This is a genomic window from Lysobacter sp. yr284, assembly GCF_900107375.1.
GTDB lineage: Bacteria > Pseudomonadota > Gammaproteobacteria > Xanthomonadales > Xanthomonadaceae > Lysobacter.
In genome coordinates, this window is the sequence record NZ_FNPT01000002.1 from 414,111 (window position 1) to 438,261 (window position 24,151).

24 protein-coding genes and 1 tRNA gene are annotated in these 24,151 nt (G+C 70.4%); 8 read left to right on the forward strand and 17 right to left on the reverse strand.

Going from position 1 to position 24,151, the window contains the following annotated elements; genetic code table 11:
- Positions 1–55 precede the first annotated feature (55 nt).
- The 11 genes from BLV01_RS06940 to BLV01_RS06980 all read right to left on the reverse strand — a co-directional run bounded on the left by BLV01_RS06940 (position 56) and on the right by BLV01_RS06980 (position 6,778).
- Positions 56–1,117 carry a quinone-dependent dihydroorotate dehydrogenase gene (locus tag BLV01_RS06940; protein WP_091795806.1) on the reverse strand — a complete coding sequence of 354 codons (1,062 nt, stop codon included), beginning with the start codon at positions 1,115–1,117 and terminating at the stop codon, positions 56–58.
- Between the two features lie 209 nt (positions 1,118–1,326).
- A complete protein-coding gene (locus BLV01_RS06945) occupies positions 1,327–1,548 on the reverse strand; it encodes a hypothetical protein (RefSeq protein ID WP_091795809.1) in 222 nt (73 codons plus the stop codon).
- Between the two features lie 170 nt (positions 1,549–1,718).
- Positions 1,719–1,841, reverse strand: a complete 123-nt coding sequence (locus tag BLV01_RS27045) for a hypothetical protein (protein ID WP_256375582.1) — start codon at positions 1,839–1,841, stop codon at positions 1,719–1,721.
- 112 nt (positions 1,842–1,953) lie between these two features.
- Positions 1,954–2,244: a DUF4190 domain-containing protein gene (locus BLV01_RS06950; RefSeq protein WP_091795812.1), complete on the reverse strand. Its 291-nt coding sequence runs from the start codon at positions 2,242–2,244 to the stop codon at positions 1,954–1,956.
- A gap of 159 nt (positions 2,245–2,403) precedes the next feature.
- Positions 2,404–2,634 carry a hypothetical protein gene (locus BLV01_RS06955; protein ID WP_123648810.1) on the reverse strand — a complete coding sequence of 77 codons (231 nt, stop codon included), beginning with the start codon at positions 2,632–2,634 and terminating at the stop codon, positions 2,404–2,406.
- A 341-nt stretch (positions 2,635–2,975) separates the two neighbouring features.
- Positions 2,976–3,200, reverse strand: coding sequence for a hypothetical protein (locus BLV01_RS06960; protein WP_091795818.1), 225 nt, complete (start codon positions 3,198–3,200; stop codon positions 2,976–2,978).
- Between the two features lie 126 nt (positions 3,201–3,326).
- A complete protein-coding gene (locus BLV01_RS06965) occupies positions 3,327–3,533 on the reverse strand; it encodes a hypothetical protein (protein WP_091795821.1) in 207 nt (68 codons plus the stop codon).
- Positions 3,534–3,790: 257 nt separating this feature from the next.
- Positions 3,791–4,663 carry a hypothetical protein gene (locus BLV01_RS06970; RefSeq protein WP_091795824.1) on the reverse strand — a complete coding sequence of 291 codons (873 nt, stop codon included), beginning with the start codon at positions 4,661–4,663 and terminating at the stop codon, positions 3,791–3,793.
- Positions 4,664–4,737: 74 nt separating this feature from the next.
- Entirely contained in the window at positions 4,738–5,052 is a 315-nt protein-coding gene (locus BLV01_RS25255; protein ID WP_139178537.1) for a hypothetical protein, read from the reverse strand.
- A 17-nt stretch (positions 5,053–5,069) separates the two neighbouring features.
- Positions 5,070–6,602, reverse strand: a complete 1,533-nt coding sequence (locus BLV01_RS06975; protein ID WP_091795827.1) for an L-piperidine-6-carboxylate dehydrogenase — start codon at positions 6,600–6,602, stop codon at positions 5,070–5,072.
- 99 nt (positions 6,603–6,701) lie between these two features.
- Positions 6,702–6,778, reverse strand: a tRNA-Arg gene (locus tag BLV01_RS06980).
- Positions 6,779–7,246: 468 nt separating this feature from the next.
- Here BLV01_RS06980 and BLV01_RS26175 point away from each other — a divergent pair.
- From BLV01_RS26175 to BLV01_RS07005, 4 genes are all read left to right on the forward strand, one after another.
- Complete coding sequence (locus BLV01_RS26175) at positions 7,247–11,491, forward strand: autotransporter domain-containing protein (protein WP_175485804.1); 4,245 nt, start codon at positions 7,247–7,249, stop codon at positions 11,489–11,491.
- A 336-nt stretch (positions 11,492–11,827) separates the two neighbouring features.
- Complete coding sequence (locus tag BLV01_RS06995; RefSeq protein WP_091795832.1) at positions 11,828–12,286, forward strand: hypothetical protein; 459 nt, start codon at positions 11,828–11,830, stop codon at positions 12,284–12,286.
- 257 nt (positions 12,287–12,543) lie between these two features.
- Positions 12,544–13,461 carry a helix-turn-helix domain-containing protein gene (locus BLV01_RS07000; protein ID WP_175485805.1) on the forward strand — a complete coding sequence of 306 codons (918 nt, stop codon included), beginning with the start codon at positions 12,544–12,546 and terminating at the stop codon, positions 13,459–13,461.
- 245 nt (positions 13,462–13,706) lie between these two features.
- Complete coding sequence (locus BLV01_RS07005) at positions 13,707–14,318, forward strand: isochorismatase family protein (RefSeq protein ID WP_091795836.1); 612 nt, start codon at positions 13,707–13,709, stop codon at positions 14,316–14,318.
- Between the two features lie 123 nt (positions 14,319–14,441).
- Here BLV01_RS07005 and BLV01_RS26180 read toward each other — a convergent pair whose 3' ends face one another.
- A complete protein-coding gene (locus BLV01_RS26180) occupies positions 14,442–14,615 on the reverse strand; it encodes a hypothetical protein (protein ID WP_175485806.1) in 174 nt (57 codons plus the stop codon).
- A gap of 238 nt (positions 14,616–14,853) precedes the next feature.
- Between BLV01_RS26180 and BLV01_RS07010 the strand changes: the two genes are divergently transcribed.
- Positions 14,854–15,045, forward strand: coding sequence for a hypothetical protein (locus BLV01_RS07010; protein WP_091795838.1), 192 nt, complete (start codon positions 14,854–14,856; stop codon positions 15,043–15,045).
- A gap of 5 nt (positions 15,046–15,050) precedes the next feature.
- On the opposite strand, the gene BLV01_RS07015 is transcribed toward BLV01_RS07010, so the two are convergent.
- The 4 genes from BLV01_RS07015 to parC form a co-directional block, all read right to left on the reverse strand.
- On the reverse strand, positions 15,051–15,281 hold the full coding sequence (locus BLV01_RS07015; RefSeq protein WP_091795840.1) for an XAC0095 family protein: 231 nt from the start codon (positions 15,279–15,281) through the stop codon (positions 15,051–15,053).
- A gap of 282 nt (positions 15,282–15,563) precedes the next feature.
- The gene (locus tag BLV01_RS07020) at positions 15,564–16,061 is read right to left on the reverse strand and encodes a hypothetical protein (protein WP_091795842.1); all 498 of its coding nucleotides are present in this window, start codon (positions 16,059–16,061) and stop codon (positions 15,564–15,566) included.
- Positions 16,062–16,108: 47 nt separating this feature from the next.
- Complete coding sequence (locus tag BLV01_RS07025) at positions 16,109–16,873, reverse strand: hypothetical protein (protein WP_091795844.1); 765 nt, start codon at positions 16,871–16,873, stop codon at positions 16,109–16,111.
- A 61-nt stretch (positions 16,874–16,934) separates the two neighbouring features.
- On the reverse strand, positions 16,935–19,178 hold the full coding sequence (gene parC, locus BLV01_RS07030) for a DNA topoisomerase IV subunit A (protein WP_091795846.1): 2,244 nt from the start codon (positions 19,176–19,178) through the stop codon (positions 16,935–16,937).
- Between the two features lie 252 nt (positions 19,179–19,430).
- On the opposite strand from parC, the gene BLV01_RS07035 reads away from it, so the two are divergent.
- A complete protein-coding gene (locus BLV01_RS07035; protein ID WP_091795848.1) occupies positions 19,431–20,252 on the forward strand; it encodes a glutaminyl-peptide cyclotransferase in 822 nt (273 codons plus the stop codon).
- Between the two features lie 16 nt (positions 20,253–20,268).
- Here the strand turns inward: BLV01_RS07035 and BLV01_RS07040 are convergent, their stop codons facing one another.
- Positions 20,269–20,838 carry a hypothetical protein gene (locus BLV01_RS07040; RefSeq protein ID WP_091795850.1) on the reverse strand — a complete coding sequence of 190 codons (570 nt, stop codon included), beginning with the start codon at positions 20,836–20,838 and terminating at the stop codon, positions 20,269–20,271.
- Positions 20,839–21,312: 474 nt separating this feature from the next.
- Between BLV01_RS07040 and BLV01_RS07045 the strand changes: the two genes are divergently transcribed.
- Entirely contained in the window at positions 21,313–22,023 is a 711-nt protein-coding gene (locus BLV01_RS07045; protein WP_091795852.1) for a heavy metal response regulator transcription factor, read from the forward strand.
- Complete coding sequence (locus BLV01_RS07050; protein ID WP_254782534.1) at positions 22,020–23,423, forward strand: heavy metal sensor histidine kinase; 1,404 nt, start codon at positions 22,020–22,022, stop codon at positions 23,421–23,423. The genes BLV01_RS07045 and BLV01_RS07050 overlap by 4 nt, the downstream gene beginning before the upstream one ends.
- Positions 23,424–24,151: the final 728 nt, after the last annotated feature.

Sequence of the window (24,151 nt, forward strand, 5' to 3'; positions counted from 1 at the left end):
GACTTCTCGTTGGCGGGGGAAAGCGGAATGACGGCGGCTCGGGCGGCGCGGCGGGCTACAGGGTGGGCGGCACGTGGCCGCGGCTGGGGGCTTCCTTGCGCCGGCGGATCGCGTCGACGCATTCGCCGATCAGCGCCGGGCCGCGGTAGACCAGGCCCGAATAGACCTGCACCAGGCTCGCGCCGGCGGCCATCTTGGTGACCGCGTCGGCGCCGCTGAGGATGCCGCCGACGCCGACCATGGGAATGTGCTCGGGCAGGCGCGTGCGCATCCGCCGCAGCACCGCGGTGGCCTGGGCCATCAGCGGCCGGCCCGACAGCCCGCCGGCCTCGCCCGCGTGCGCGCTGCCCTCCACGCCTTCGCGCGCCACCGTGGTGTTGGTGGCGATCACGCCGTCGACCTGCAGCTCGGCCAGCACCCGGCTGGCGGCCTCGATGTCGTCGTCGGACAGGTCCGGGGCGATCTTGACCAGCATCGGCACGCGCCGGCCTTCGCGCGCGGCGAAGGTCTCCTGCGCCTCGCGCAGGTTGCCGATCAACCGGCGCAGCGACTGCTCTTCCTGCAGCTCGCGCAGCCCGGCGGTGTTGGGCGAGGAGATGTTGACGGTGATGTAGTCGGCCAGCGGATAGACCCGCTCCAGGCAGTGCAGGTAATCGCGCTCGGCCTGGTCGTTGGGGGTGTCCTTGTTCTTGCCGATGTTGATGCCGAGCAGGCCGCCGCCGCGGCGACGGGCCTTGGACACGTTGCGCACCAGCGCGTCGACGCCTTCGTTGTTGAAGCCCAGGCGGTTGATCACCGCTTGCTGCTCGGGCAGGCGGAACATGCGCGGACGCGGGTTGCCGTCCTGCGCGCGCGGGGTCACGGTGCCGATCTCGACGAAGCCGAAACCCAGCGCCATCAAGGCGTCGATGTGGGCGCCGTTCTTGTCCAGGCCGGCGGCCAGGCCGACCGGATTGGGAAAGCTCAGGCCCAGCACCTTGGTCGGCAGCGGCTTGGGCGCGCGCGCCACCAGCGGATTGAGGCCGCTGCGATAAGCCGTTTCCAGCGCGGTGAGGCCGAGGCCGTGGGCTCGTTCGGCGTCCAGTCCGAACAAAAAGGGGCGGGCGAGGCTATACACGAGTTCGTTGCAGGCCGCTCGGACGGGGGACGCCGATTATCGCCCAATCGATACCGCCCGGGCGAGCGTGAGCGAACGGTTCTTACGCAGATCGCGGCGGCGGATCGGCCGCTGCCGCCGGCGCGACGGCCGCGGCGTTGCGGCCGCACCTGCGGAGCGGCGTCCGCGGCGTGCGGGAACCGCGCCGGCCGCGGCCGGCGCGGCGAGGCTCAGGCTTCCGGGGCCGGGCAGTCGATCGGGCTCATGCACTGGCCGTAGGCGCGGTCGCAGGCCTGGGTCTGCGCCTGGTTCTCGGCGTGCAGCAGGCAGTCCTCCCAGACGAAGCGGCAACGCTCGCATTGGTCGATCTGGGCCGAGGCGGTCAGCGAAGCGGCGAATCCGAAAACGGCCAGGGCCAGGGCGGCCAGGGCGGTGGGCTTGCGCAAGCTCATTGGGTTTCTCCGGGTGGATGGGGCGGGTTGGCGAAGCGCGCACGCGCGACGGCCGGGAGGGTGGCGCGGGCGTTGCGGCGGTGCGCGCGGACGGCGTGGCGCGAACCGACGCGCGTGGCGCCCGCCGCGGCACGGCGGATCGCACGGGCGCGGGCCGGCCGCGGCGCGGCTCAGGGCTCGATGCGGTCGACCGCTGCGGTCGCCCCGAGCGGGGCGGCGAAACCGAACGCGGTGGCGGCGAGCGCCGCCAGACGGGCGCGGCGGCGGCCGGCGTTCAACAAGCGCAGTTCCATTGGGGGTGCGTCCTATGCGTGGCGCCAGTCCTTCTGGCCGGGCCACGCTAGTGGCGCCGGCCGGCACCCGGCAAGCTGCGCCGCAGCACGCCGCATCGCTACGCCGGCGCGCTCAGTGCTGGCCGGAGAACGCCAGCAGCGCGGCGATGCCGCCGAAGAACAGCACGATCACCGCCACCGTCAGCACCGCGACGATCACCGACGACCAGCCCAGGATCAGCCCGCCGATGGCGAGGCCGTCGCCGTCGTAGCGCTGCGGCTCGCGGCGGATCTGCCCGCGCGCGATGTGGCCGGTGACGATCGCGGCGAGGCTGCCGAGGATCGGCAGCAGGGTCCAGCCGAGGATGCCGGCGATGAGGCTGAGAATGGCCAGGACGTTGGTTTCCCGGACGGGAGCTTGCATGCGCACGTTCCTTCGCTTGAGTGAAATCGGTCACAGCATACGGCCCGGGCTGCGTGCGGGCCAGGATCGGGCCGGCGCGAGGCCGCCGACGCGGCCACGAAAAAGCCCGCGGACTCGCGCCCGCGGGCCTGGACGTCGACGTCCCACGCACGCGCCGGATCAGTACTCCGGCGGCAGGGTGATCATGCAGCCGTTGGACGTCTGGCACTGCCAGAACGCGTTGACGCAACTGTCGTAATCGCCGCCGGCGTCGCGGCAGCCGTAGTACTCGGGCAAGCAGTGATCGCAGCCGAAGCCGGCGGCGGTCGCCGTCATCGTGGCGGCGAAGCCGAACGCGGCCAGCGCGAACGCGCCCAGGCGCAGGCGGATGCTACGGTTCCGTGTGTTCACAAGACCCTCCTTCATGTGTCGCCAGTCCATCTGGCCCGCCCATGCTAGGACGGCGCGATGCGGCGCAACGCAAACTGCGTCGCGGTCCGCGAAGACCGCGCATCGTGTTTGCGCGTGCTCGCGCGGTTCGGGTTTTCGGCGGTTCCTGCAGCGGGCAGCGATCGGCGCGTCGGCGGAACAATCCGTCGTCGAAACGCGGGCGCACGAACGTGCGGATGTCTCGTCGCGATCGGTGCGTCGTTCCGGCAGCGGTTTCGGCCGGAGAATGCCGCCGCGCCGCGCGCGCAATCGCCTCGCCACCGGCCCGCGCAGTCGCGGACCGGTGGCGAGGCGCACACGGATCAGATTTCCGGCGGCAGGCTCAGCGGGCAGCCGTTGGCGCGTTCGCAAGCCCAGAATTCTTCGAGGCAAGCGTTGTAATCGCCGCCGGCGTAGCGGCAGGCGTAGTACTGATCCAGACATTGATCGCAGCGTGGAACGCCTGCGGTGGCGGTGAGCGCGACGGCGAAGCCGAACGCGGCGAGGGCCAGCGCGGCCAGGCGCGGGCGGATGCGGCGGATGTTCATGACATCTCCTGATGGGTAATGGCGTGGTGATCGCGAAGCGGCGAGACCGGCTTGCGCGCGGGACCCGCGCACAACTGCCCGCGGATTCGCCTCCGCAGGCCGTTGCGTCGTTGCGGTCGCGCGGACTCAGTCCGGCGGGAAGGTCGGCTGGCAGCGATTGTCGATCTGGCACTGGAACAACTGGTCCATGCAACTGGGCTGCGCGTCGGGAGTGTTGTCCCGACATTGGTAGTAGCCCTGCAGGCAGTAATCGCAGTTCGGCAGGCCGGCCGACGCGGTCAGCGCGGCGGAAAAACCGAATACGCCCAGGGCCACTGCGGTCAAACGGAACATGCGGCGTGACATCGCGAACGCTCCTTTTCCTGTCGCCAGTCCATGTGGCCCGTCGATGCTAGGCGCGTGCGGGCGTCCGGGTCATGTGCGGCCGCGGCGGAATTCACGCGGGGGATCACAGAACGCAGCGCTCGCTGCGGTGCGGCAGGTGCGGCGGTGTCGGGCGCGGCGGGACGCCCGTGTCCGCAGGCCTCGCCGGCCGCCGCGACCGCGCGTCGCGCGGCGACACGCCTGAGCCAACGGCCGCGGCGCCGGACTCAGCGTCTTACCGTTGCCTTGCCGTCGGCGATCGCCTGCCGGTAGTCGTATACATCGCGATGGCGGTCGCTGGATTCGCGCAGCAACTGCGCCGAGTCGATCGGCGGCATCCTTCCGGATCGCAGCGCCTGCTTGTTGGCATGGATGAAGGCGAGGTGCTTGCGCATCGCCACGTCTTGAATTCGGTAAGAGGTCAGATCGATCCGCCGTGGATCGGCGAAGCCGAGCAGGCCGAGCGTCCAATTCTGGGACTGCGCGGGGCGATCCCTTCTGTAGTTGGCCGATAAGGCCATGGCACCGAAGACGATGGCGTTGCCGAGCAGAATCCACGACTGGACTTCCACCCAACCGTACTGCCCCGGGCCCGACCACCAGGACGCCAGCCCGAACAGCGAAGCCATGCCGAAGTAGCAGCAACAAAACAGCCATAGCGCGAGTTTCCGCTCGGCTTTCGCGTCGGCGGCGCTGCCGCGCGGATGGCGGCTCCACAGCCAGCCTTGCTGCGGGTCGAGTATCGCGTACGCACGCAGCGCGTTTCCGCTGCGCGACACCGTGGCTTTCACACGATGGCCCGGTTTGAGCTTGTCGGCGCCGGCGAATTCGCCGCACACCGGCCGGCCGTCGATCAGGCCGGCGAAGTACTGCGTGTCTTCGACGAAATACAGCGTGCGTTCGATGTCGCTCGCGGCTTGCGCGAGGGCGCCGTCGATTGGACCGTCTGTGCCGTGGTTGCTGGTTCGATGCGCGATTCGCGACAACAGCCGATCCGGTTCGGCTTCGACCGACAATCGATCCAATACGCCTTCGATCAAGAACAGCGCGTCCTCGCGCTGCGGCATCGACGGGTTGCTTTCAGGGACGCCGATCTTCATGTTCCCTCACCGATGGCGTGCGCATCCATGTGAAATCCATCGGTCGGGTAGCGAGCGCTCGAAACCGTGTTGGATCAATTGCCCGTATCTTCGCCCGCTCGGCTGGATTCGCTTTCGAGCGTTACCTCGGTTGGCATCAGGCAAAACCACGGACCGTCTTCGCCGAACCACAGATAGCCGAAGCCATCGATTTCCAGTACTGGACGCACTCGGCCTTCGACAGCGCGCAGCCGGGCGATGTCTTCCTCGGGAAGATCGTGGATCAATCGCTTCGGCATCGCCGGTATCCGCACGCGGCTGCCTGGGACAACAGGGCGTCCGCAGGAATCCACCGCCGCCAGGGGAAACCCCGGCGGCAGCGGACTTTGCGGCGGATCGAAGGCGTTCATCGTCCGCCGCGTCGTGCTTACAGGTCGAACTTGATGCCCTGGGCCAGCGGCAACGCGTCGGAGTAGTTGATCGTGTTGGTCTGGCGGCGCATGTAGGCGCGCCACGCGTCGGAACCCGACTCGCGGCCGCCGCCGGTTTCCTTCTCGCCGCCGAACGCGCCGCCGATCTCGGCGCCGGAGGTGCCGATATTGACGTTGGCGATGCCGCAATCCGAACCCGCCGCCGACAGGAACGCTTCGGCGGCCTTGAGGTTGGCGGTGAAGATCGACGAGGACAGGCCCTGCGGCACGTCGTTCTGCAGCGCGATGGCGTCTTCGAGCTTGCTGAACTTCATCACGTACAGGATCGGCGCGAAGGTTTCGGTCTGCACCACTTCGGCGTCGTTGGTCAGGCCGGTGACGATGGCCGGCAGCACGAAGTTGCCCTTGCGATCGATGCGCTCGCCGCCGGTCTCGACCTTGCCGCCGCTGGCCTTGGCCTTGGCGATCGCGTCGAGGTAGGCCTGCACGCCGTCCTGGCTGTTGAGCGGGCCCATCAGATTGGACGGGTCGGTCGGGTCGCCGATCTTCTTCTCGACCTGCTTGTACGCGGCGATCAGCTTGGCCAGCACGTCGTCATGGATCGACTCGTGCACGAACAGGCGGCGGGTGGTGGTGCAGCGCTGGCCGGCGGTGCCGACCGCGCCGAACGCGATCGCCGGGATCGCCAGCTTCAGGTCGGCGCTGGCGTCGACGATGATCGCGTTGTTGCCGCCCAGTTCCAGCAGCGAACGGCCCATGCGGCGGGCGACGCGCTCGCCGACCTGGCGGCCGACCTTGGTCGAGCCGGTGAAGCTGACCAGGCCGATGCGCTTGTCGTCGACGAAGTTCGAAGCCAGCTCGGTGCCGGCGTCGTTGAACAGGAAGAACAGGTCGGGGAAGCCGCCGGCGCGCAGCGCCTCGTTGCAGACCTTCATCGACGCGATCGCCGACAGCGGGGTCTTGGGCGAGGGCTTCCAGATGGTGATGTCGCCGCAGATCGCCGCGATGAAGCTGTTCCAGGCCCACACCGCGACCGGGAAATTGAACGCCGAGATCACGCCGACGAGGCCGAGCGGATGCCACTGCTCGTACATGCGGTGGCCGGGACGCTCGGAGTGCATGGTCAGGCCGTACAGCTGGCGCGACAGGCCGACGGCGAAATCGCCGATGTCGATCATTTCCTGCACTTCGCCGTCGCCCTCGGGCTTGGACTTGCCCATCTCCAGCGCGACCAGCGAACCCAGCGCGTCCTTGTGCTTGCGCAGCGCGTCGCTGCACAGGCGGATCGCCTCGCCGCGGCGCGGCGCCGGGGTGGTGCGCCACACCGCGAAGGCGGCCTGGGCGCGTTCGACGATGGTGTCGTAGTCGCTCTGCGAGGACGCCTGCACGCGCGCCAGCACTTCGCCGTCGGTGGGATTGACGGGCTCCAGCACGCCGGCGTCGGCGGTCTTGGACCATTCGCCGTGGCCGAGGTAGGTGCCGGACTCGTTGTCTTTGAGTCCCAGGGCGGCGAGAACGGGGTGGGTCATACCGAAAGCTCCATGTGGTGGCACGCCGGGGGGCGTGGCGAGCGGATTGAACTGGGTGGGCGGCGCGTCGGCCTGGCGGCGGCGCGCGGCGCCGGAAGGTGGCGACCCCGACACGATTCGAACGTGTGACCTTCCCCTTAGGAGGGGGATGCTCTATCCAGCTGAGCTACGGGGCCGGCTTTGAAATCAATGGCTTATGCGGGTTCTCCGGGCCGGGCGGTTCCGGGGGCGGTCCCGTCCGTGCCGGGAGGCGACACCGCGGCATCCGCCCATTGTAGCCACGGGGCGATTCGCGGTCAGCCGCGGCGGCCGCTGCGGCCAAGCGGGGGCGGGGCCTGGCTGCCTTCGCGGCAGGCCTGTGCAGGCCGATCCTGAATTTGTTCACATACAAAATTGCGTGTAAAGACCGCAAATTAGTGACCTGAATCGCATTCGATCTGCGTTACAGGGGAGATACGTCTGGATTTCCAGGCGGCAAGACGTCCGGACGACCGAGCCGAAGGGGGACGGTCGTGGACGGTAGCAGGCCGGGCGGTCGCGCCCGGCACGCATTTGGGGCGCGCCGCAGCTCGGCGTCGCCAGGGGTTACGGGATGGCCGCAGCGCCTGGGGGCGCTGCGTCGGGGGACAACCATGATCGGTTCGATGAGAAGGGCGGTGCGCTCAGGCGCGCTGGCGCCCGCGAGTGCGGGCTTGCAGGTGCGCGAGGGCCGCCGCGGCGCGGCGTGGTGGGCGGGGTGGCTGCTGTTGCCGGGCCTGGGCCTGGCCGGCGCGGCGCAGGCGCAAAGCTGCGCGGTCGGCGAGACCCCGGCGGCGTTCGGCTTCACCGGCGGCGAGCAGACCGCGACGGTGCCGGCCGGCGTGCAATCGCTCACCGTCTACCTCAGCGGCGCCCAGGGCGGGGCCGGGCGCGGCGGCGCCGGCACCATCGGCGGCAGTCCCAATTCGCCTGGCGGCACCGGCGGCCTCGGCGGCCGGGTGCGCGGCACCCTGGCGGTGACCCCCGGCCAGACCTTGTCGATCTGGGTCGGCGGGCAGGCCTCGCAGGCGGTCAATCCCGGCGGCATCGGCCAGGGCGTCGACGGCATCGGCGGCGGCGCCACCGACCTGCGCACCAACGGCAACGGCATCGGCAACCGCGTCGCCATCGCCGGCGGCGGCGGCGGCGGCGGCAACGCCGGCTGGAGCACCGCCAACGTCATTGCCGGCGGCGCCGGCGGCGTCGGCGGCGGCGGCACCGGCGGCAGTGGCGCGACCGTGCCCGGCGGCCCCGGCCCGTTCGGCGGCGGCGGCGGTGCGGTCGGCACCGGCGGCACCGCAGGCCCCGGTTGCAACAACTACCCGGCCACGGTCGGCAACGCCGCCAACGGCAACGGCGGCGACTCGTTCAACTTCTCCGGTTCCTTCAGCGGCGCCGGTTTCGGCGGCGGCGGCGGCGGCGGCGCCACGGTCGGCGCGGGCGGCGGCGGCGCGGGCGTGGGCACCACCGCGTGCCAGCAGAACTGGAACGGCGGCGGCGGCGGCGGTGCGGGCGGCAGCTCGGCCGCGATCGGCCTGAACGCGGTCACGATCAACAACGGCGTGCAGGCCGGCAACGGCGCGGCGCTGATCTGCTTCGCGTCGCCGACCTTCTCGGTCGGCGGCACCGCGGGCAGCCAGACCGGCCCGGTCACCCTGCAACTGGCCTCGACCAACCCGGCCGGCAGCCAGCAGGTGGTCGTGGCCCAGGCCGCGACCAGCTTCGTCTTCCCGACCCGCTTGCCGCAGGGCGCCAACTGGAACCTCAGCGTGCTCAGCTCGCCGGCCGGACAGATCTGTACGGCGGCCCCGGCCAGCGGCGCGGCGATCGCCGCGAACGTCACCAACATCGCGCTCGTCTGCACCACCGTGACGGTCACGGTGGCGCCGGCGACGTTGCCGGCCGGCGCGCTCAGCGCGCCGTATTCGCAAACGCTGTCCGCCACCAGCGCCAACGGCGGCAACGCGCCGTACACGTTCGCGACCAGCGCCGGCGCCTTGCCGCCCGGCCTGGCCTTGTCGAGCGCGGGCGTGCTGTCGGGCACGCCGACCGCCGCGGGCTCGTTCAACTTCACCGTGCAGGCGACCGCCAGCAACGGCTTCAGCGGCACCCGCGCCTACACCCTGGCGATCGCGCAGGCCGGCCAGACGATCACGGCGTTCGCCGCGAATCCGGCCGCGCCGACCTATGCGCCGGGCGGTACGTTCAGCGTGTCCGCAACCGGCGGCGCGTCCGGCAATCCGGTCGTGTTCGCCAGCGCCAGCCCGGCGGTGTGCACCGTCGCCGGCAGCACCGTCACCACCGTCGCCGCGGGCGCGTGTTCGCTGACCGCCAACCAGGCCGGCAACGCCAACTACAGCGCCGCGCCGCAGGCCTCGCTGGCCGTCGCCATCGGCCAGGCCGCGCAGACCATCAGCGGCTTCGCCTCGAATCCGGCCGCGCCGGTGTACGCCCCGGGCGGCAGCTTCACCGTGTCCGCGACCGGCGGCGCATCCGGCAATCCGGTCACCTTCGCCAGCACCAGCACCGGCGTGTGCACGATCAGCGGCAACACCGCGACGATCGTCGCCGCCGGCACCTGCGCGCTGAGCGCCGACCAGGCCGGCAACGCCAACTACTCCGCCGCGCCGCAAGCGAGCTTCACCGTCGGCATCGGCGCGGCGACGCAGTCGATCAGCAACTTCGCCGCCAACCCGGGCTCGCCGGTGTACGCGCCGGGCGGCAGCTTCGCCGTCTCGGCCACGCCGGGCCTGTCGACCAGCCCGGTGGTGTTCGCCAGCGCCAGCCCGGCGGTGTGCAGCGTCGCCGGCAGCGCGGTGACCACGCTCGCCGCGGGCACCTGTTCGCTGACCGCGAACCAGGCCGCCGACGCCAACTACAGCGCTTCGCCGCAGGTGACGCTGGATGTGACCATCGCCCTGGCCGCGCAGGCCATCAGCGGCTTCGCCGCGAATCCGGCCGCGCCGGTGTTCGCCGCCGGCGGCAGCTTCAGCGTGTCGGCCTCGCCGGGCGCTTCGACCAGCCCGGTGGTGTTCGCCAGCGCCACGGCCGCGGTGTGTACGGTCAGCGGCAGCAGCGTGACCATGCTCAGCGCCGGCCAGTGTTCGCTGACCGCGAACCAGGCCGCCGACGCCAACTACAGCGCGGCGCCGCAAGCGACGCTGGACGTGACCATCGGCGCCGCGGCGCAGACCATCACCGGCTTCGCCGCCAACCCGGCCGCGCCGGTGTACACGCCGGGCGGCAGCTTCAGCGTGTCGGCGGCCGGCGGCCCCTCGGGCAACCCGGTCGTGTTCGCCAGCGCGTCGCCGGCGGTGTGCACGGTCAGCGGCAGCACCGTGACCATGCTCGCCGCGGGCAACTGCGCGCTGACTGCCGACCAGGCCGGCAACGCCAACTACACCGCCGCGCCGCAAGTCGCGCTGCAGGTGCTGATCGGCGGCGCCACCCCGCAATTGAGCTGGATCGGCGATATCGCCAAGACCTACGGCGAAGCTGCGTTCGACCTGCCGAACCCGAGCAGCAACAGCGCCGGCGCCTTCACCTTCGCCAGCGACAACGCCGCGGTGGCGACCGTCAGCGGCCGCCGCGTGACCATCGTCGGCGCCGGCGTGGCGACGCTCACCGCGACCCAGGCGGCGACGCCGAACTATCTGCAAGGCAGCATCAGCCTGGTGTTGACCGTGTCCGGCCGGCCCGACCCGACCCGCGATCCCAGCGTGGTCGGCGGCCTGCAGGCGCAGACCGACGCCGCGGTCCGCTTCGCCACGGCGCAGCAGTCCAACATCAACGACCGCCTGCGCCAGCAGCGCTATGCCGGCGCCAACCGCACCAGCAACGGCATCGCGCTGAGCTACAACACCCGCGCCGGCGGCGGCATGTCGCTGAGCGGCGAGCAGATCGCGCAGATCGACGGCTCGCGCCTGCCGCAAGGCTGGGGCCTGTGGACGGCCGGCACCGTCAGCAACGGCCAGCGCGACCGCAACGCGCGCAGCGACGGCTTCGACTTCCAGAGCGACGGCATCACCGTCGGCGCCGACTGGCGCATCGGCGAGCGCTTCCTGCTCGGCGTGGCCGGCGGCTACGGCTGGAACGACACCGACCTCGACGACGGCCGCTCCAAGCTCGAAGCCCGCCAGCGCGCGTTGTCGCTGTACGGCCTGTGGCGCCCGAGCGAGCGCTGGTTCGTCGACGGCACCCTCGGCTGGGGCCGGCTGGACTACGACATCCGCCGCTACAGCGCCACCGCCGGCGCCATCGCCACCGCCGATCGCGAAGGCGACCAGGTGTTCGGTTCGCTCACCGCCGGCTACGAGCACGGCAGCGCCAGTGGCCTGCTGCTGACCGGTTACGGCCGCCTCGACGGCAGCCGCACCAAGCTCGACGGCTACCGCGAAACCGGGCTGGGCATCTACGACCTGAACTACGGTTCGCAGACCGTGGAAAACAGCGGCGCCGCGCTCGGCCTGGAAGGCAGCTTCCCGATCCTGACCACGCGCGGCAACGTGTTCCGCCCGTACTGGACGATCGAGTACCGGCAAGCGCTGGAGGACCGCAGCGACGTGCGCTTGAACTACGTGATCCTGCCGGCCGCCAGCGACTACCTGCTGCGGCTGCGCAGCTACGGCGACAACGCGCTGAGCTACGGCGCGGGCCTGGACATGGAACTGGCGCAGCGCTGGCGCCTGTCGCTGCTGCTGCGTCGCCAGCACGCCAGCGGCCTGGATGCCGGCACCAGCTTCGGCCTGTTGCTGTCGTACTCGCCGGGCAGCGTGCGCGTCGGCGCGGCCGCTGCCGCGGCCGCGGACGGCGACGCAGCGGTGGCGCAGGCGGCGACGCAGTCGACCGGAAGCAACGACGCCGGCCGCTGAGGGGCGCGCCCGCTGGCCGGGCACGCCGCATCGGCATCCGTGCGGCTCGACGACCACGGCGGGAGGAGCGAATGCTCCTTCCGCCTTTTTTGCCGCAGCGCAGGCGCTCGCCACGGCGCGACGGCGGCGACCGTCGCCGCTACCGGCAGCGAGCGCGCTGTGCATGCGTGGAGGATGCCGGCCCCGCGCCGGGCTAACTTCGTCCTCACATTCCCCGCAGACGCATTGGCTATCCTGCCGGCGGCCCATCGCGGCGCGGAACGGATCCGCGCCGGGCCATGCCCCGCGGGCGTCCCCCGACGCTCCCTCGCAGCCGTCGAACAAGGAGTCATCGCCATGCCGCACCGTTCCGCATACCCCCGCTGCCTCGCCGTCGCCGCCGCGCTGCTCCTGTCCGGCGCCGCCCAGGCCCAGAGCGACGCCCAGGTCTACGAATCGGCCATCGCCGAGTCCGCGCGCCTGTGCCCCGGCCATTCCAAGGAGCGCACCACGCCCGGCGTGCGCGCGGTTGCGGTCGGCGCGCTGCGAGTGCTGGCCCAGCGCAACTACACCATGTGCCCCGACCGCCGCCTCGACGCCGCCACTCCGGCGGTGTGGTACGGCCAGGCCGGCGTATTCGCCTGGAATCCCGAGGCCCCCGGCGCGGCGCAGTTGATCGCCAAGCAGGTCGACGCGATGACCCGCAAGGAAGAGTTCCCGGCCGAGACCCTGGTGTGGAAGGCCGACGGCAGCCCGGTCACGGGCGCGACCGTGCCGATGTTCGAGCCGCGTCCGCGGCCGGCGGGCTCGTACTGAGCGCACCCGGCGCGCCGTGAGCGGCGTGCCGCGCGGACGCGGCCGCCGCCGCGTCCGCGCGGGTTTGGTCGGCCGTTCCTTCGCCAGGCGCAGCCTGGCGGGCCGCTTGCTCGCGACGATCGCACAGGCCAAGCGCGTGCGTTCGCGCGCCCGCGATGTTGCCGCGCCGGGCCGTTGCGCGTCGCAGCCCTGACAAGGGCGCCGCGGCTGGCTTATCGTCGGCGCCCTCCATCCTGTGCGCCCGCCGAGCCCTTCGCATGCTGCAACAAGCCGACCTGCTGATCGCCTTGCTGACCCGGGTCCGGCTGGAGGCGCGCTTCGTCTGCGAAACCGGTCGGCCGCAGCGTTGGCGCGAGGGCGGTGCGGATTCGGCCAACGCCTTGTTCATGTACGCCGCCCACGGGCGGGTCGAGCTCGCCGACCGCGGCCGGACGTGGATGCTGGAGCAGGGCGACCTCGCGCTGTTGCCGCACAGCGTCGCCGAGCGCAGGGCGGCAGCCGAGGTCGACGCAGAACTGCCGGCCGCGCTGCTGCGCGGCGCTGCGGGCAGCGCGCCGGGCGATGCCGCATCGCGCACGCTCTGCGCCGGCCTGCACTACGACGCGACCAGCGCGATGCCGCTGTGCCGGCTGTTCGCGCCGGTGATGATCGCGCCGGCCGCGGCGATCGCCGGCGAGCCGATGCTGAGCTACGCGCTGCACGGCCTGAGCCGCGAACTCGAGCGCGCCACCGCATTGCGCAACCCGGTGCTGCTGCGCGCGCTGGAGCTGATCTACGCATTGGCCCTGGAACTGGCGGTCGCCGGCGCCGTGCGCGCGGGCGACGGGCAGGCCGATACCGCCTTGCGCGACCCGCGCATCGCCCGCTGCCTGTACTACATGTACACCCACTTCGGCGAGAAATGCTCGCTGGAGGAACTGGCCGCGCACGCCGGCCTGTCGAAGTCGGCGTTGTCGGCGCGCTTCAACGCGCTGGTCGGCGAGCCGCCGGCGCGGCACCTGGCGCGCATCCGCGTGGCCGAGGCGCGGCGGCTGCTGCGCACGACCGAATTGCCGCAGGAGGCGGTCGCGCAACAGGTCGGCTACGCGAGCGTGGTCGGCATGCACCTGGCGTTCCGCTCGATCGCCGGCGAAACGCCCGGCGCGGCGCGGCGGCGCGACGGCGAGGCGATGTGAAGCGTCGCCGGCGACGCGAGCCTGCGCCATGCGTCGCGGCAGCGCCGGCGTGGACGATCGTTTAAGCCTCCAGCATTCGGCTTAATTGCCGCCCTGCGGCGCGGCATCTAGAGTTCGCTGCAGCCGCCGCGGCCGCCATCGAGCGCATGCGGACGAGCGCCGCAACACCCCCTTTGTCGCGATCACCGACGGCGCATCGCCGCCGGACGGGCGCGGCGTGCCCATCGCCCACCACGGAGCCCGCCATGAACCATCCCACCATCCGCACCATCGCCGGCGCGGTCGCGCCGCAATCGCTGCCCGCCGGCAAGACCGCGCTGCTGGTCATCGATTTCCAGGACGAATACTTCAGCGGCCGCATGCCGATCCCCGACGGCGCGCAGGCGCTGGCCAACGCGCGCCGCCTGATCGACCGCGCCGACGCCGACGGCATCGCCGTCTACCACGTCCAGCACGTAACCCCGCCCGGCACGCCGATCTTCGCCGAGGACGGCGCCGGCGTGCGTTTCCACGCCGACCTGCAGCCCGCGGCGCATCACCGCGTGGTGCGCAAGAGTTCGGTGAGCGTGTTCGCGAGCACCGACCTGCATCGGCAACTGCAGCGAGACGGCGTGCAGAGCCTGCTGATCGCCGGCCTGATGACCCACGCCTGCGTCGCCGGCGCCGCGCGCGACGCGGTGCCGCTGGGCTACGAAGTGATCGTCGCCGGCGACGCCTGCGCCACCCGCGACCTCGACACCGGCGAAGGCCGCGTACTGCCGCACGCGCAGCTGCACCGCGCCGCGCTGGCGAGCATCGACGACACCTTCGGCGCGATTCTCAGCACCGAGGCCGTGCTCGCATTGCCGCTGGCTTGAAACGAAAACGGCGGCGGGCCGGCAGCCCGCCGCCGTTCGATGCGCGCGCGCGCCGCAGGCGGCGCGCGACGCGGCGCGACATAGGCACGAGGCGCGGCGAGCGCCGCGCCCCTGCGTCGCGCCTCAACCGCCGGCGTCGCCCGCGCGCGTGGCGACCAGCTTGTCGACGATGGCGTTGTACAACGACGCGACGAACTCGGCGTCGCCGCCGGTGTCCTCGCTCATGGCGTACTGGCCGCTGGCCAGCATCCCCGCGGCGAGATGCGCCGCGACCTGTTCGGCTTTTTCGCGATTCATATCCATCTCCACTCCATGATCCTGCGCGGGATCGCCGCGCCGCGCCGACGGCGCGTGAGACGAGCCTACGCCCGCGCCGGGTTGCGCGGGCTGGCGGAAATGGGATGGTTCGGGCCAGCGGTGTCGTTCGGGCAGGGCGGGCAAGGCCGCCTCGCCAGAGTCGGCAAGCTCTGGCGCGTTCGGTGGCTTGGGGTGTAAAGATTACGGACGTGCAGGCCGTCGGGCCATCGGGAAACGGATGGGCAACGCGAAGAAAATCAGGTCCGTCCTGATCGTGGTCGCCGCGGTCGCGGGCACCGCGGCGGCGTTGGCCTTGCTTGCCTACGCGCTTGCCTTGGGCAAGGCCTATGTCGCCGAGCAGATCGCTATCGACAGGTGCGCAGACGCCGGTGGCGCGTGGGATCGCCTGCACGGAACATGCCGACGTTGAGCCGCTCAGGACGCAACCAAACTGCGCTCAATCTGCCGCGCCCACAAACGGAACACCCGCGCGAGCGCACGTCGCCGGGACTGTTCGGGCTTGCGAACGCCGGGCGAGTGTGTGGCAGGATCGATGGTGTCGGCGATGCCCACCAACTCGTCGTGAAACTTCTGCAATTCGAGATAGGCATCCAGAGGCAGCACAACGCTGTCCGCGCAGAAGGCGGACGGGGGCTTGCGTGGCATAAACGGCGCTCCATTCCATGAGTCATGCAGCCGCCTGCGCGGATTCGCAGGCGGAAGTCGGGAGGCTAGAAACCGCGCGTAAGCGGCGGGCGTATTCCCCTTGCGGGTGTTGTATTAGCCGCCCTCCCGACGCATGACGCATACGCCGAGCGCACCTGCGAAACGCAGGCGCAAAAAAACCACCGGATCTTTCGGGGGTGGCTACCGTTACGCGAGGAGTTTCTAGGCTCCATGTGCAGGCTGCTTCCGCACGCGAGCGCTGTCAATAGGACAACGTCGCATTCAGCCGGTAGCGGAGCGCTGCGCTTTCTTGGCGAACAAGAACCAGATCGCCGGCAGCAGATAGAACGGCAGCATGTGTCCGCTGAATCCCCGGACCTGTCTCACTACCGCCTCGCGATACTGCTGCGCGGTGATCTCGCGGATCACGCGTCCGTGTTCCTGTAACACGTACCTGCCGTCGGAAACAGCGGGCGAACCGTCGTGCAGCACGTTCAAAATGAAGTTGAGCGCAGCATATGCGGCCACTGCGACGACCATCGCGATGGCCCATCGCGGTAGTTTTCCGGGCAGACCGGCGATGTTGCGCTGCTCTGGCGGGATGCTGCGGGTATCCAACACAAGCGGTGCGAACACCAACGGCAGGGCGAGCGCCAGCAGATGTTCGCCACCGGGCAGGTCGAGGGTGTAACCCCAGAACGTGCGCAGATGCACGGTCAGGCTCGCTACGAAGCCGCACAAGGCAAGCAGGCCGAAAATGCCGTCCAGGTACTTTCTCATTGGTTGGCTTCCTTGGCGATCGAGTCGGTTTGAGCAGTGCCGCGGCGTTACGCCAGGCAACTTGCGGCTGGGCCGTCGTGCCGGGCCAGCTGTTCGCACAGCAAGCGATAGCGCGATTCGCCTACGCCCAGCGCCCGCAACCAGTTGGCGAAGTACTGCGCCAACACCTCCGAACGCGGATGCGTGCCCAGGTGATAGCGCTCGAAGTCCTTGCGGTTCTGGACTTTGTCGGCGATCAACATCTGGTTGACTTCGGTCAGCGGGCTGAGCGCGATATCGTCGTCGGGGCCGGTGCAGTGCTGGGACAGATAGGCGTTGGCGACGCTGCGGTACTCCATCGCCAACGCGACCGCGCCTGGGTCGGGAGCGTAGCGGTACAGCGTCGAATCAGGCAGCAAGGAGTCGCTCAGCGAAGCGTCGTCTTGCAGCAACGGGTGCAGGCAATAGCCCTGCATCGCCCGCAGCGGCGCGCCGATGGCCAGCAGCACCGCGAGCCCTTCGTCGATATGCCGGATCAGCTTCACGCCGCTGCGCGCAGCGGTGCGCTCGCCGTAATGCGCGACGATGGCGAGGTAATGAGGGTCTTGCGGGTCGATCGGGCCGCGATGCAGGGGCGTGGGCCGGTAAGTCAACAGCCGGTCGGCGATCTGTTCGGGCGTCAGTTCGGGATCGTGATGGAAGATCAGGTCGCTGGCGCCGGACATCGGCGACAGCCGATCCAGTTGTTCCAGCGCTTCGTCGATTTCCGCTTCGCTGCCGTCGCAGTCGGCGATTTTGCCGATCAGGGCGATCAAACGCTCGCGTTCGAGCATGGCCCGTATCCTTCGGAAACTCCGTGCCCGGCGAATCCGGGCACGGTTCGCGACAGCGGCCTTACTCGACCGCCAACCCTTCCACCTTCTGCCACCCGCGCGGCAACAACCCGCCGCGGGTCGCGCGCGCGCCCAGGTACGTATCGAGGTCCTTGAACGACAGGCTCATCGTGCGCGCGCCGGACTTCACGCTCAGCGTCTGTCCCGGCGCGACCACCGCCACCGCGACCACGCGCTCGGTGCCGAGCTTGGCCTTGGGGATGTCGATGATCTTGTTGCCCTTGCCCTTGTCGAGTTCCGGCAGTTCGGCGACCGGGAACGCGAGCAGGTGGCCGACGTTGGTCACCGCGACCACGCGGTCTTGTTCGACGTCGCCGATCTGCGCCGGTTGCAGGACCTTGGCGTTCGGGGTCAGCGACAGCATCGCCTTGCCGGCCTTGTTGCGGCCGGTGAGGTTCTCGAAGCGGGTCACGAAGCCGTAGCCGTGCGAACTGGAGAGCACGAAGCGGTGGTCGTTGTCGCCGGCGGCCAGCGCCTGGAACGAAGCGCCCGCGGCCGGCGAGAACCGCCCGGTCAGCGGCTCGCCGTTGCCGCGCGCCGACGGCAGGCCGTGGATCAGCGCCGAATAGGCGCGGCCGGTCGAATCCAGGAACGCGACCTGCTGGGTGCTGCGCCCGCGCACCGCCGCGAGCAGGCCGTCGCCGTCGCGGTAGCTGAGCGTGGACGCGTCGATCTCGTGGCCCTTGGCTGCGCGCACCCAGCCCTTTTCGCTGACCACCACGGTCATCGGTTCGCTGGCGACCAGTTCGGTCTCCGACAGCGCCTGGGCGGCGTTGCGCGAGACCAGCGGCGAACGGCGGGCGTCGCCGAACTTCTTGGCGTCGGCCAGCAGTTCGTCCTTGATCAGCTTCTTGAGCTTGGCCTTGCTGGCGAGGATGGCGATCAGTTGCTCGCGCTCCTTCTCCAGTTCGGCCTGCTCGCCGCGGATCTTCATCTCTTCCAGCCGCGCCAGCTGGCGCAGGCGGGTTTCCAGGATGTAGTCGGTCTGCTCTTCGGTGAGGTCGAAGCGCTTCATCAGCACCGGACGCGGTTCGTCCTCGCTGCGGATGATGCGGATGACTTCGTCGAGGTTGAGGAACGCGACCAGCAAGCCCTGCAACAGGTGCAGGCGGCGCTCGACCTTCTCCAGCCGGTGGTTCAGGCGGCGGGTGACGGTGTCGGCGCGGAAGCTCAGCCATTCGCTCAGGAACGCGCGCAGGCCCTTGACCTGCGGGCGGCCGTCCAGGCCGATGACGTTGAAGTTGACGCGGAAGCTGCGTTCCAGGTCGGTGGTGGCGAACAGATGCCCCATCAGCTGGTCGGCATCGACGCGGTTGGAGCGCGGCACCAGCACGATCCGGGTCGGATTGGCGTGGTCGGACTCGTCGCGGATGTCTTCCAGCCACGGCAGCTTCTTGGCCCGCATCTGGGTCGCGATCTGCTCGATCACCTTGCCCGGCGAGGTCTGGTAGGGCAGGGCGGTGATGACCAGGTTGGCGCCGTCCTTCTCGAACACGGCGCGGGCGCGCACGCTGCCCAGGCCGGTTTCGTACATCTGCAGCAGGTCGGCGCGCGGGGTGATGATCTCGGCGGTGGTCGGGTAGTCCGGGCCGAGCACGTGCTCGCACAGGTCGCGGGTGGTCGCGTCCGGGTCGTCGAGCAGGCGCACGCAGGCGCTGACCACTTCGTTCAAGTTGTGCGGCGGCACGTCGGTGGCCATGCCCACGGCGATGCCGGTGGTGCCGTTGAGCAGCAGGTGCGGCAGCCGCGCCGGCATCCAGGTGGGTTCTTCCAGGGTGCCGTCGAAGTTCGGGTCCCAATCCACCGTGCCCTGGCCCAGCTCGCCCAGCAGCACTTCGGCCAGCGGGGTCAGCTTGGACTCGGTGTAGCGCATCGCCGCGAACGACTTGGGATCGTCGGTGGAACCGAAGTTGCCCTGGCCTTCGACCAGCGGATAGCGGTAGGAGAACGGCTGCGCCATCAACACCATCGCCTCGTAGCAGGCGCTGTCGCCGTGCGGATGGTATTTGCCGATCACATCGCCGACGGTGCGCGCCGACTTCTTCGGCTTGGACTGGGCGTTCAGGCCCAGCTCGCTCATGGCGTAGATGATGCGGCGCTGGACCGGCTTGAGGCCGTCGCCCAGGAACGGCAGGGCGCGGTCCAGGACCACGTACATCGAGTAGTCCAGGTAGGCGCGTTCGGCGTATTCGCGCAGCGGGATCTGTTCGAAGCCGTGGAACGCCGTACGTACGGAATCTGTCATTTGAAGCTGGCAACCGGGTGGGGCAGAGCCCCGGATTCTACCCGGGGACAGGTCGCAGGAGGTGCGACGGGAGTGAAGGGGGCCGCGGCCCGGGGCTGTTGTGGCAGGGGCTTGAGCCCCGACGCTCTGGCGCCGGATCGCCGCGACCGCAGCGCGAGGCGTCGGGGCTCAAGCCCCCCACGACAGCCGGCCTGTGCCAACCCGCGGCCTGCGCAGGCGCTATCCTCAGCGCCTGGCCACCGGAACCCGCCCATGCCCCAGCGCCGCCTGTCCCCGCGTCCGCTCGCCGTCGCCGCGCTCAGCGCCGTCCTCGCCGCCGCCTGCGCGCCGAGCCCGGCCGCACCGCGCACGAATGCGCCGGTCTATTCCTACAAGGTGGTCGCGCGCTACCCGCACGACTCGCTGGCCTTCACCCAGGGCCTGATCTGGAAGGACGGCCACCTGTACGAGAGCACCGGCCTCAACGGCCGCTCCTCGCTGCGCAAGGTCAAGCTGGAGAACGGCCAGGTGCTGCAGCGCCGCGACCTGCCGGCCGAGGTGTTCGGCGAGGGCCTGACCGACCGCGGCGAGCAATTGCTGATGCTGACCTGGACCAACGGCAGCGGCTACGTGTTCAACCGCGGCGACTTCTCGCCGGCCGGCACCTTCGCCTACCAGGGCGAGGGCTGGGGCCTGACCCGTTCGGCCGACACCGTCTACATGAGCGACGGCAGCGCGCAGCTGCGCCTGCTCGACCCGGCCACGCTGCGCGAGCGCGCGCGCATCCAGGTCACCGACAACGGCCGCGCGGTCGACCAGCTCAACGAGCTGGAGTGGGTCAAGGGCGAGATCTACGCCAACGTCTGGCAGACCGACCTGATCGCCCGCATCGACCCCAAGACCGGCCACGTGCGCGGCTGGATCGACCTGTCCGGGCTGCTGCAAGGGCACGGCACCAGCGTGCGCGGCAGCGACGTGCTCAACGGCATCGCTTACGACGCCAAGGGCGACCGCTTGTTCGTCACCGGCAAGCTGTGGCCGAACCTGTTCCAGATCGAACTGGTGCCGCCGGCGAAGCCGGCGCCCAAGCGCTGACGCCGCAAGCCGCGCCTCAAGCGCCGCGCAGGCGGTCGCCTTCGCGCACGTACACCGCCGCGGCGAAGCGCGGGTGCGCGGCTTGCACGTCCTGCAGCAGCCGGTGTTCGACGCCGAAGAAGCGCAGCATCGAATTCCACGGCTGCGCCAGCAGCTCGATCCGGCCGTCGCGGAAGAAGCACAGCTCGTCCGCGCACAGCTCCGGGTCGGTGGAGTGCCAGTGGTTGAAGCCGGTGCGGCCGAGCAGATAAGCGGTGTAGGCGGTGAAGTCGCACACCTGCAGGTCGTAGGCCTCGCCGTCGATCTCGGTCGCGGGCATCGCCCGGGCCGCGTCCAGCTCCAGGGTGCGGGCGATGCCGCTGCGCAGGAAATCCTCGCTGCCGGCGCCGACCCGGATGCCGAAACCGAAGCCGAATCCGATCCGGTCGTAGCGCCCGGCCAGCACCGGCGCGAGCGCGCGCCACGTGGCGTCGGGCAGCCGCGCCCAGGCGCGCAGGCGGCCGTCGCCGTCGAACACCGGGTCGACCACCAAGCTGGCGTCGACCTGCCAGGGCGCGCGCTGGCTGGCGCCGGCGGCGTCGCTCATGCGCGTGCCGGCGCCGGCGCCGGGGTCGCGCGCGCCGGACGCGGCCGCAACGGCGCGGGCCGGTCGAACCGGGCGGGGGACGGGATCGGGAGCATGGCCGGATGCTAACCCAGCCCGCCGCGGCCGACCGCGGCCGCGCCCGGGCGCGATGCGCAGCCGCTACTGCGGTCGCAAAGCGCGCGGCCGCATCGGCGCCGCCCGCCCGCCGGCAGCTGACGGATTTGTCAGCGCGGCGACAGCGTGGCGTAGGCGCCGGACGCCTACAGTCTGCGCATGGTCCGCGTCCTCCCCTCGCGGGCCATGGGCGGCGTTTTTCTCCAAGGGCGCCGCCTTCCTCTTCGCTGGCCGGCCCGCCTGTGGCTTGCCTGCGCCCGCGCGGCGGCGCGCAGGCAAGGCGGGCGCGAGCCGGCCTGGACGGGGTTAGGATGCCCGCAGGTCCCCGTCCATCCCATCGCCCATGAAGCCGCACCGTCCATGAAGTTGCTGATCGTCGAGGACGAAGCCAAGACCGCCGACTACCTGCGCGACGGCCTGGCCGAGCAGGGCTGGAGCGTGGACGTGGCCCGCGACGGCAACAGCGGCCTGCACCTGGCGCGCGAGCACGACTACGACGTGATCGTGCTCGACGTGATGCTGCCGGGCCTGGACGGCTTCAGCGTGTTGCGCGAGTTGCGCCTGCGCAAGCAGACCCCGGTGATCATGCTGACCGCGCGCGACCGCATCGACGACCGCGTGCACGGCCTGGGCGCGGGCGCCGACGACTATCTGGTCAAGCCGTTTTCCTTCATCGAACTGCTGGCGCGGCTGCAGGCGCTGGTGCGGCGCGGGCGCCAGCAGGAATCCACCGAGCTGAGCATCGGCGACCTGCAGATCAACCTGCTCGCGCGCCGCGCCTTCCGCGACGGCAACCGCCTGGACCTGACCGGCAAGGAATTCGCCCTGCTGGCGCTGCTGGCCCAGCGCCGCGGCCAGATCCTGTCGAAGACGGTGATCGCCGCGCAGGTGTGGGACATCAACTTCGACAGCAACACCAACGTGGTGGAAGTGGCGATCAAGCGGCTGCGGGCGAAGATCGACGGCCCGTTCCGCAGCAAGCTGCTGCACACCGTGCGCGGCATGGGCTACGTGCTGGAAACGCGCGAGGACGAGGACGGCGCGGCGGCGGGCGCGAGGCCGCCGGCGTGACGCCCTGGCGCGAACTGCCGATCGCCCGGCGCCTGGCGGCGATGTTCGCCGGCGCCGCGCTGCTGGTGTTCGCCCTGGTCGGCATCGCCCTGTACCAGGTGCTGCAGACCCAGATCGTGCGCTACCAGCATGCGGAGCTGGAAACCAAGCTTCGTTACGTCGCCGGCAGCGTCAACGCCTGCGAACTGCGCGAGCGCTGGCACAAGGTCGAGGACAAGGTCGACAGCCTGGTGTCGAGCGACCGCAGCACCAAGGTCTGGGCCTGGAGCGACAACGCCTTGTTCCGGATCGGCGCCGGCGCGCCGCCGGTCGAGCCGGCGCGCGGCGCGGCCGACCGCGGCATGGGCCGGCTGTGGCTGGCCGACAGCGACGCGCCGTACCGGGTGCTGGCGCAGTCGATCCCGGCCAAGGGCGAACGGCCGTCGGTGCAGGTCTGGGTCGCGATCGACTCGCAGCCCTACCGCGCCGCGCTGCGCAGCTTCGCCTTCGCCCTGGTCGCGCTGGGCCTGGGCGGCGCCGCGCTGGTGGCGTTGCTTGGCCACTGGATCGCCCAGGTCGGCCTGCGCCCGTTGCAGCGGCTGTCGGCGGAGGCGCAGCGGCTGAGCCCGAGCAACCTGTCGCAGCGCCTGCAGCCGACCGACCTGCCGCCGGAACTGGGCCGCGTGGCCGGCGCGTTCAACGGCGCGCTCGACCGGCTCGAAGCCGCCTACACCCGGCTGGAAGCGTTCAACGCCGACGTCGCCCACGAACTGCGCACGCCGCTGACCAACCTGATGGGCCAGACCCAGGTCGCGCTGCAGCGCCCGCGCGAGGCGCAGCGGCTGACCGAGGTGCTGACTTCGAACCTGGAAGAACTCGAACGCATGCGCGGCATCGTCAACGACATGCTGTTCCTGTCGCGCGCCGGCCAGGGCGACATCGCCCTGGACCGGGTCTGCGTGCCGCTGGCGGCGGAAGTGGCCAAGACCGGCGAATTCCTCGAATACTTGCTGGAGGAAGCGGGCATGGGCCTGCGCATCGACGGCGCCGCCGAGGCCTGGATCGACACCTCGCTGTTCCGCCGGGCGATGACCAACCTGCTGCACAACGCCGTCCAGCACGCCACGCCTGGCTCGGAGATCGTGGTGGAAGTGCGCTGCGGCGACGGCGTCCCCGGCGACTGCGGCAACGGCGCCAGCGTGGCGGTGCGCAACGAAGGCAAGTGCGTGGAACCGCAGCACCTGGCGCGGATGTTCGACCGTTTCTACCGCGTCGACGAAGCGCGCGAACACCGCGGCGAGCGGCACCACGGCCTGGGGTTGTCGATCGTCAAGGCGATCGCGTCCCTGCACGGCGGCAGCGTATTCGCGGCCAGCGGCGACGGCCGCACGACGGTGGGCTTCAGCCTCGCGGCGCCGTAGTTTTGTCCGGGTTTCGTGTCGAAGGAGGGGCGACGAGCGCATCTTGCGGCGTTGTTCTGGCGAAGGATCTGCATTCCGTCATTCCGCCGGAAGAGCAGCGCGCCCTCATGCCGGCGAAAGCCGTGCACCTCGCCGTTGCGACGCAAGCGCCGCACTCCGTCATCTCGTCATCTCGTCATCTCGTCATCTCGTCATTCCGGCGAAAGCCGGAATCCATTTTGCTTTTGCCTTTGTCGTTGCTGTTCGCTTGGACGCAACCCCACGCAAAGCACACGCTCCGCAGCCCCGGAGGGCGTGCGCATGGATGCGCACGCGCACCATGGGGCAGGATGCCCCTTATGGCGCGGCCCCGCGCCGCTGTGAGCCCTAGTGGCTCTTGATTCGAAACAGGGAAAAGCACTTTCTTTGGTTACTTTCTTTGTTGCTTTGGACAAAGAAAGTGACCCGGCCGCTTGCGGACGGAAGCTTTGGATGTTTGCTTGTCGTCACGCGCCACCGCGACAAAGGTTGACCTTCCCGCGGCACGCCCCCTGTAGGAGCGGCGCAAGCCGCGACCGCGCCATCGCAGCGATCGCGAAGGTTTCGTCGTAGTTGCGTTGTCGCGGTCGCGGCTTGCGCCGCTCCTACAGTCGGATACGCAACTCTGCTGCCGTCGTTAACGAACGAGTGACGACAAGCGACAATCAAAGGCTTTCGTCCGCAAGCGGCCGAGTTACTTTCTTTTGGCA

Coding starts and splice junctions, on each gene's coding strand:
- BLV01_RS06945 (WP_091795809.1), bottom strand. CDS start 1,548: ATGAGCTTGCGCAAGCCCACCGCCCTGGCCGCCCTGGCCCTGGCCGTT.
- BLV01_RS27045 (WP_256375582.1), bottom strand. CDS start 1,841: ATGGAACTGCGCTTGTTGAACGCCGGCCGCCGCCGCGCCCGTCTGGCG.
- BLV01_RS06950 (WP_091795812.1), bottom strand. CDS start 2,244: ATGCAAGCTCCCGTCCGGGAAACCAACGTCCTGGCCATTCTCAGCCTC.
- BLV01_RS06960 (WP_091795818.1), bottom strand. CDS start 3,200: ATGAACATCCGCCGCATCCGCCCGCGCCTGGCCGCGCTGGCCCTCGCC.
- BLV01_RS06965 (WP_091795821.1), bottom strand. CDS start 3,533: ATGTTCCGTTTGACCGCAGTGGCCCTGGGCGTATTCGGTTTTTCCGCC.
- BLV01_RS06970 (WP_091795824.1), bottom strand. CDS start 4,663: ATGAAGATCGGCGTCCCTGAAAGCAACCCGTCGATGCCGCAGCGCGAG.
- BLV01_RS25255 (WP_139178537.1), bottom strand. CDS start 5,052: ATGAACGCCTTCGATCCGCCGCAAAGTCCGCTGCCGCCGGGGTTTCCC.
- BLV01_RS06975 (WP_091795827.1), bottom strand. CDS start 6,602: ATGACCCACCCCGTTCTCGCCGCCCTGGGACTCAAAGACAACGAGTCC.
- BLV01_RS26175 (WP_175485804.1), top strand. CDS start 7,247: ATGAGAAGGGCGGTGCGCTCAGGCGCGCTGGCGCCCGCGAGTGCGGGC.
- BLV01_RS06995 (WP_091795832.1), top strand. CDS start 11,828: ATGCCGCACCGTTCCGCATACCCCCGCTGCCTCGCCGTCGCCGCCGCG.
- BLV01_RS07000 (WP_175485805.1), top strand. CDS start 12,544: ATGCTGCAACAAGCCGACCTGCTGATCGCCTTGCTGACCCGGGTCCGG.
- BLV01_RS07005 (WP_091795836.1), top strand. CDS start 13,707: ATGAACCATCCCACCATCCGCACCATCGCCGGCGCGGTCGCGCCGCAA.
- BLV01_RS26180 (WP_175485806.1), bottom strand. CDS start 14,615: ATGAATCGCGAAAAAGCCGAACAGGTCGCGGCGCATCTCGCCGCGGGG.
- BLV01_RS07010 (WP_091795838.1), top strand. CDS start 14,854: ATGGGCAACGCGAAGAAAATCAGGTCCGTCCTGATCGTGGTCGCCGCG.
- BLV01_RS07015 (WP_091795840.1), bottom strand. CDS start 15,281: ATGCCACGCAAGCCCCCGTCCGCCTTCTGCGCGGACAGCGTTGTGCTG.
- BLV01_RS07020 (WP_091795842.1), bottom strand. CDS start 16,061: ATGAGAAAGTACCTGGACGGCATTTTCGGCCTGCTTGCCTTGTGCGGC.
- BLV01_RS07025 (WP_091795844.1), bottom strand. CDS start 16,873: ATGCTCGAACGCGAGCGTTTGATCGCCCTGATCGGCAAAATCGCCGAC.
- parC (WP_091795846.1), bottom strand. CDS start 19,178: ATGACAGATTCCGTACGTACGGCGTTCCACGGCTTCGAACAGATCCCG.
- BLV01_RS07035 (WP_091795848.1), top strand. CDS start 19,431: ATGCCCCAGCGCCGCCTGTCCCCGCGTCCGCTCGCCGTCGCCGCGCTC.
- BLV01_RS07040 (WP_091795850.1), bottom strand. CDS start 20,838: ATGAGCGACGCCGCCGGCGCCAGCCAGCGCGCGCCCTGGCAGGTCGAC.
- BLV01_RS07045 (WP_091795852.1), top strand. CDS start 21,313: ATGAAGTTGCTGATCGTCGAGGACGAAGCCAAGACCGCCGACTACCTG.